The following is a 6,681-nucleotide window of genomic DNA, read 5'->3' as shown; positions in this document are numbered from 1 at the left end:
CGCCACCACCGCCACCCCGGCCCAGAGACAGCCGGCATTGGCCACCACGCCGGCGGCCCCCGCGGCCTGAAGCCACAGCCCTCCGGCTTCCGCCACCCGGTCGGCAAGGTACCCGACGGGGGCCGCCGCCGCGTTGGCGGCGGATGAGGCGGCCCCCACCCCCGCCCCGACGGCAAGGCCGGCGGTGATTTTTTCCGGAAGCTTCACCGGGCAAGCATAGGGACCGGTACCGACAGCCAGGCTACGGCCGGGCGGGCTCCCGCAGCGGCTGGAGACGGCTGACCCTCCTGAAGGCATCCGGGCACGAGCCGGCGCAGCAGCCGGTCCCCGGCCACGGCCCGCGCCCGGCTGAGCTCGAAACCCGCGAGCCGGGCAGCCCGATCCCCGCGGATTCACCAGCGACGGCTTCGCCTACGAGCCGGACCCGTTGCCTTCCGGCGGCAGGCTGGCATCGACCGGAAAGGTCATGAACGCGGGCGTCTCATACGGATGCGCGGACAGTGCGGCACCGACGACGGCATTGCGCCGGGAGCGCGGGTAAATCGCCTCAATCCGGGTTTCGGGCACCTCCTCGGGGGAATTGACGACGCCGATGGCCGGGTTTGCGCCGGGCAGCGGGGTGAAGCGGCCGGTGCCTTCGAGGCTGAACGAGCAGTGCGAGTAGTTGCCCACCCTGCCTGCCCCGGCGTCGCCAATGGCCTGGCGGACAGCGTGCGCAGCTTCGGTCGGGACGTAGATGACCAGGCAATCCATGGGCTCCATGCCAGAAAGTGTGCCATGAAGGAGGGGAGGTACGGCTGCCGGGCCCTGTCCGGGGCGATGTCCATCACCCGATTTGCTGCCCGGCGAGGTTAGGGTATGCCAGCATCTGCTCCTGTCGGGGTGTGCCTCGCTTCGACGCAGCTTCCCCTTCCAACCGGCGCCGGGGCACATAGGATCCGCAGAAGCGGGCGGCAGCAGAAGCAGGCCCGTCCCGCAGGTACGGGAGACCACGGCCGGGACGGAAACCGCGTGACCAACGCGGCGGACGTGCACCTGGACGCGCTGGTGCACGGCCGGCGTTTTGATCCCGCCTGCCCCCGGATGCGTCCAGGAGACCTATGACTTGCTGGCCGGAGCCTGTGCGGTCGTGGCCAAGAGCAGCGCGCCGGCCGGGCGCATGTAGAGGTCGGCCGCCTCGGCCCAAGCACAAGCGGAGAGACAGCCAACGTCCAACATGCGTGGGCATGGAGCTGGGCGCTGTGGAGGCGCCGCCGGCCGGCGCAGGATAAGACGCTGACACGGGCGGCTTTGAGCCGGCGAGGGTACCGGCGATCCGCAGCCAGCGATGGAGGAACCGGCCGGCAGGCCAGCGCTCAGCCGGATGGCACAGGCAACGGCAGTTCCTTCACCGGCACCCGGAGCCGCCATGACGTGGCGTCCTCGTAAGCACGGGCGACGGCCAGTACCGTAACGTCGGCGAACTCCCGTCCCATCACGTGCATTCCCACGGGCTGGCCGCTGGCGAAACCGCATGGCACGCTCGCCGCCGGCATCCCCGTCAGATTTGCCGCGGCAAGCATTTTCAGGGCGCCGGCGAGCGAGTCCTGCGACGCGTCTCCGGTCAGCTCCTGGGACATCTCTGACGCTATCGGGGCGATGGCCGGAAGAGTGGGCGAAATCAGGACATCGACGCGCAGGTTGTCCATCATGCCGGAGAGGAACTGCCGCAGGTGGCCGCGCATCTCCCGGGCCAGGCGGATGTCGTCGGCGGAGACCAGCGCACCCGTCTCGACCATGATCCTGGTGCCCTGAAGGTACGCCTGCGGGTCACGGCGCAGTCGTGTGCCATGGTGGCCGGCGGCTTCCGACAGGGAGATGGCAAGGCTGGCGGGAAGGGCCATGGCCAGCTCCGGAACCGCTACGTCAAGGACCTCCGCTCCGAGATCGCGCAGGACGGTGAGTGCCCCTTCCAGGACGGAGCGGACTTCCTGCGCCACGCCCCACTGCGACCAGCCAGCGCGGTCCACGGCAATCCGGACCGGCCGGTCAAGCCGGTGGATTCGTCCCGACAGCGGTCCGCCGGTCCGCCCGAGCGCGCCCTCGTTCAGCATCCCGTCGAACAGTGCGGCACAGTCGGCGACGCTGCGGGCAATGGGTCCGATGTGATCCAGGGTGTGGCTGATGTTCAGGACTCCCGAGCCATCGACCAGCCCGGTTGTCGGCTTGAGTCCGACGAGTCCGTTGACGGCCGCCGGATTCCGCACAGATCCTCCGGTGTCCGTACCGAGGGTGCCGGGTGCGCTCCCCACCGCGACGGCGACTCCGGAGCCTACGCTGGATCCCCCGGCGTACCGCCCCGGGTCCCAGGGGTTGCGCGTGGGCGGGGTGCCTTGGCCGAAGGCGAACTCGTACGTCACCGTTTTGCCCAGGATGACCGCGCCATTGCGGCGAAGGCTGCGGACGGCGCCGGCGTCGGAGGTTGCGACGTTCCCCCGCAGCGCGGCAGACCCCCCTTCGGTCGGCATGCCGCGGACGTCGATGACGTCCTTGACGCCGACCGGGATGCCATGGAGGGGACCGGGGGTTTCGCCGCTGCTTGTCTGCGCGTCAGCGGCTCTGGCTGCAGTTCTGGCCCCGTCTTCATCGACATGGGCCCAGGCCCGGGCGTACCCCTCGGTGCTGCGGAGGCGGCCGAGTACGGAGTCCAGCAGTTCGACGGCGCCCAGCCGGCGTGCCCGGATCAGCGATGCGGCCTCGGCAATACCGAGCTCCCATGGTTCAGTCACCGGTACTGTCCCCTTCATTGGCGGCCGGTCGCAGCTGTCCGAAGTACTCACGGAGTTCGTCCATGCCATGCCTGAAGTCCCGGTAGGCCCGCTCCAGGGCCGACCAGTCCTGCTGCGCCGTGGTCTGGTCAACGATGGCGAGGATGCGTTCCCGGTGTCCGGGTCCCAGCGAATCAGTCATCTGTGTGCCTCCTCGGTGAGCTTCCCTTCGCGCACTACGCAGATGCCGTCCACGAACACGTACCTGACATCCCTGAAATCGTCCGCATTGGCGACCACAACATCCGCCACGCAGCCGGACTGGAGGCGCCCGCCGTTCGGGGCGATTCCGGGGATCAGGTCCGCGATGGCGGACGAGGCCATGGCCACGGCACCGGCGAGGGAGCGGTAGCCCCGGGCGAAGACGTCCTGGACGGCCGCGATCAGTTCGTCGTGGTCGCCGTCCCGCCCGTAGTCGGTGGCGAGCACCGAAATCAGGCCGGGCTCGCCCAGCAGCAGGTCCCAATGCTCGCGGGTGGTGACGGTGTGCCGGCGATGCAGGAGGTCGAACACGGATGCCTCGGCCGGCCAGCCGTTGTCCCGCCCCAGGCAGGCAAGCTCGAAGGCCTCGGCGGGGGTATGGGACGGATGATTGGCATGGGCCGCGATCACCCGGACCCCGCTCCCCCGCGTTGTGTCCATGAGCTCCCGCATAACACCGGCCGTGGCGGCACCGCTGTGCACTATGGCGGGCACGCCCAGCCGCGCGGCCGCGAGCACTCCTTCCCGGATCCCTTCGATAGCGGGAACCACCGAGGGCAGGACGCATTCTTCGATCAGCGTCCGCAGTTCGGAGGTACCGAGCCGGCCGGAAAGCCCCGCTTCCTGCGCCGCGCCCTCGAGGGCCTCGGCGTCGTAGGCGGAGGCGTCGATGAACCGGCCGAGGACCGCTTCCTTCAGGCGCCGTGCCTGGTCGATCCGCATCCGCACGCCGGTGAGCTTCTCGATGGCGGCGGGGATATAGACCAGGTCCTGCCCTCCCCCGCCCAGTGTCTGTCCTCCCCCAAGCTCCCCGATGGCCACGGCCCCGTCCTCGAGCATCTGTTCGACGCTCAGCGTGCGTGCCCGGTCGCCCAGCCCGCGACCGTCCGTGCGGTCTGCCGCCTGGAAAGCCGCGGGCAGGTGGCTCGTGGCGCCGCGCACATGGACCGCGTGGCGCCGGTCCGCCTCGCGCACCTCGTCCATGCCGGCGAAACCGCACAGGTTGAGCACCGTGGTGGTTCCCGCCAGCAGGTGGCGGTCGAGGTTGCGCATCCACGCCTCCCCGGGGAGACAGGCGGCGGCGCTGGGGAAGAGCGGTCCGGGGGTGACCCCGTGGGTGTGGCAGTTGGTCAGGCCCGGCATCACCACGCATCCGGCCGCATCGATTGTCTCCCCCGCGAACTCCTGTACCGGATCCCACCAATGGAGGACATCGGCAATCCGGCCGTGGCGCAGCACGAGTGCGCCATCCTCGATAACGGTATCTCCGGTGCCTGGGACCAGGGTCCCGCCCCGAATCAGCGTGGACATTGCCCTCCCTGTCAGTTATTTTCAGAATATCGAAGTTTCTTCACCATAAACGCAACTCTGGAAACTTGGAATACCCGTCTTCAACCGAGGGGAGACCGGCTTGCCTGGGCAGACCACCACGCGCGACTTCATTGGCTATGGCGAGTGCCCGCCGGACTTCCTTTGGCCCGGCGGCGCCCGGGTGGCGGTCTCGCTGGTCATCAACGTCGAGGAAGGGGCCGAGCGCAGCGTGGCGCGCGGCGACTCCGCCGACGATTCGGGGGCGCACTGGGTGCCCGGCCGCACGGTCCCGGGCGCCCGCAACCCTACCCTGGAGTCCGCCTTCGAGTACGGCTCGCGGGCCGGCATCTGGCGTCTCCTGCGGATCCTGCAGCGCCACGAGGTCCGGGCCACCGCCTTCTGCTGCGCCGTGGCGCTGCAGCTGAACCCGGAGATTGCGGCTGCGCTGGCCAGGGACGGCCATGAGATCGCCAACCACGGCCATCAATGGGACACCCATGCCGGCCTCGGTGCCGAGGACGAGCGGCAGCTGATTGTCCGGTCCCGGGATGCCATCACCGCGAGCACCGGGGTGCGGCCCACCAGCTGGTACTCGCGCGACGGGCTCAACCCGCACACGCGGCGGATACTTGCGGCCGAAGGATTCACCTATGAATCGAACAGCTTCAATGACGACCTGCCGCATTGGGGGTCCGGTCCGGACAACCCCCGGCTGCCGGTGCTGCCCTATGCCGGTGACACGAACGATTCCGGCCTCCTCAGCCTGTTTCCCACCGCCGGCGCCTTCGCGGGCCACCTCATCGGCACGTTGGACATGATGCTCACCGACGCCCGCACCGGTCCCTCGGTCCTGAGCGTCGGGCTGCATCCGCGCCTGATCGGCCGGCCGGCCTACGCTGCCGCCCTGGACCGCTTCCTGGCCCAGGCGTGCGGCAGCGGGGCGTGGTTTGCCACGCGCGAGGAGATTGTCAGCTGGTGGCTGGCTCAGACCGGCGGCGACACGCCGGCCTGAGCCCTCAGGACATGGCGAGCAGCCGGCCCCAGCCGGGGATGGGGCCGGCTGCATCCGCGAGCCGCAGGAGGTGCCAGAGCGTAGCGGCGGCGCTGTCGACGACGGGCACCCCGAACTCCGCCTCGAAATCGGCGGCGAGGTAGCCGGAGCGGAGGTTGGTCCCGATGCAGACGACGGCGTCGGCGCCGTTTGCGAAGGCCGGCCGCATCATGGCATCGATATCGCGGCGGCTCAGCCGGCCGATCTGCGGGTTTGACATCACCGTGGTCGGCACGGACGTGTGGACCACGTCGATGCCGTTCCGGGCGTACTCCCCCCGGATGAGCGGCACGATGTCGGCCGGGCCGGGGAAGACCACGGCGACCCGGGCGGCCGGGAGGGCCTGCAGGGCCGCCAGGACGGCCAGGGAGGCGGTGGTCGAAGGCGCCCCCGTCGCTGCGGTCAGTGCCGCACACAGGGCGTGGTCACCTGCAAGGCCCGTCCATGAACCCGACGTTCCGTGGAACGCGACCGCGTCCACCTCGGCGTCGCCAAGTAAGGAAGGGGCGTTGCCGAGCACGTTCACATCGATGGCGTCGTCGAGGCTGGGCGGCAGCCGGAAACGGCTGTAGTGGACTCCGATGTGCGGATGGCCCGCGAGCATCGCGGCGGTCATCGACTCCGCATTCGAATTCGATGAGGGGACGAGGATGCCCAAGCGCGACGAGGGACCCGGCGCACCCATGCCTAGTGGGCCTTGCCGAGGGAGGGCGGGGTGGAGATGGCGAGCATAACGGCCGCGGACTCGGTGTGGTTGCTCCACCAGTGCGGGAGGGAGGCGTCATAGGTCAGGCTGTCGCCGGGCCCCAGCGTGGAGTCCTGCCCCGCCACGGTGGCCACGAGCGTGCCGGCCTGGACCAGGACGCACTCCTCGCCCTCATGGGAGTGCGGGACGTGGGAGCCATCGAAGTTGGCGGGAATCGTCATGCTGACCACGCCCAGCTTGCGGTCGGTGTCCGGGACGATCAGTTCCATGCTGATGCCCTGCGACGGAATTTCAATCCGCCGCCTGTCCGTCCGGCGCACGAGCATGTGCTCCCGGCCCTCGTTCGGATTCGTGAACATGCTGGCCAGCGGGAGGTCGAGGGAATTCGCCAGGCGCAGGAGCGTGGCGAAGGAGGGATTGCCGATGCCCCGCTCGATCTGGCTGATCAAACCGGCGCTGACCCCGGCCCGCTCGGCGAGTTCCTCCACCGTGAACCGGCCGAGCCGCTGGTTTTTGATCATCGCGCCGAGGTGGGCGATCCAGAAGTCGCGGTCCAAGGCCTGGGCGGCATCGGTGTCCGCCGCTTCCGTGCCGTCCACGGCGCC

At 69.7% G+C, this 6,681-nt stretch carries 8 protein-coding genes; 1 reads left to right on the top strand and 7 read right to left on the bottom strand.

The annotated features are described in order from the left end of the window. The 5 genes from ACFQ36_RS07440 to ACFQ36_RS07420 all read right to left on the bottom strand — a co-directional run. Nucleotides 1–207: hypothetical protein (locus tag ACFQ36_RS07440; RefSeq protein ID WP_377012158.1), on the bottom strand; the 207-nt coding region annotated here is incomplete at its 3' end. A 204-nt stretch (nucleotides 208–411) separates the two neighbouring features. After that, nucleotides 412–762, bottom strand: coding sequence for a hypothetical protein (locus ACFQ36_RS07435; RefSeq protein WP_377012156.1), 351 nt, complete (start codon nucleotides 760–762; stop codon nucleotides 412–414). A 593-nt stretch (nucleotides 763–1,355) separates the two neighbouring features. Further along, complete coding sequence (locus ACFQ36_RS07430; RefSeq protein WP_377012155.1) at nucleotides 1,356–2,768, bottom strand: amidase; 1,413 nt, start codon at nucleotides 2,766–2,768, stop codon at nucleotides 1,356–1,358. Further along, nucleotides 2,761–2,949, bottom strand: coding sequence for a hypothetical protein (locus ACFQ36_RS07425; protein ID WP_377012154.1), 189 nt, complete (start codon nucleotides 2,947–2,949; stop codon nucleotides 2,761–2,763). The genes ACFQ36_RS07430 and ACFQ36_RS07425 overlap by 8 nt, the downstream gene beginning before the upstream one ends. Continuing rightward, nucleotides 2,946–4,319, bottom strand: coding sequence for a hypothetical protein (locus ACFQ36_RS07420; protein ID WP_377012152.1), 1,374 nt, complete (start codon nucleotides 4,317–4,319; stop codon nucleotides 2,946–2,948). Before ACFQ36_RS07420 ends, ACFQ36_RS07425 begins: the two co-directional genes overlap by 4 nt. A gap of 100 nt (nucleotides 4,320–4,419) precedes the next feature. Between ACFQ36_RS07420 and ACFQ36_RS07415 the strand changes: the two genes are divergently transcribed. Next, complete coding sequence (locus tag ACFQ36_RS07415) at nucleotides 4,420–5,331, top strand: polysaccharide deacetylase family protein (RefSeq protein ID WP_377012150.1); 912 nt, start codon at nucleotides 4,420–4,422, stop codon at nucleotides 5,329–5,331. A 4-nt stretch (nucleotides 5,332–5,335) separates the two neighbouring features. Here the strand turns inward: ACFQ36_RS07415 and ACFQ36_RS07410 are convergent, their stop codons facing one another. Both ACFQ36_RS07410 and ACFQ36_RS07405 read right to left on the bottom strand, forming a co-directional pair. After that, nucleotides 5,336–6,055, bottom strand: coding sequence for an aspartate/glutamate racemase family protein (locus tag ACFQ36_RS07410; RefSeq protein WP_377012149.1), 720 nt, complete (start codon nucleotides 6,053–6,055; stop codon nucleotides 5,336–5,338). A gap of 2 nt (nucleotides 6,056–6,057) precedes the next feature. Then, nucleotides 6,058–6,675 (bottom strand): cupin domain-containing protein, encoded by a 618-nt coding sequence (locus ACFQ36_RS07405; RefSeq protein WP_377012148.1) that lies wholly within the window; start codon nucleotides 6,673–6,675, stop codon nucleotides 6,058–6,060. Between the last annotated feature and the right edge of the window lie 6 nt (nucleotides 6,676–6,681).

The organism is Arthrobacter sp. GCM10027362 (assembly GCF_042679445.1).
Classification (GTDB): domain Bacteria; phylum Actinomycetota; class Actinomycetes; order Actinomycetales; family Micrococcaceae; genus Crystallibacter.
Note: the sequence above shows the minus strand (reverse complement) of the source record. Positions and strands in the feature narration are given on the sequence as shown.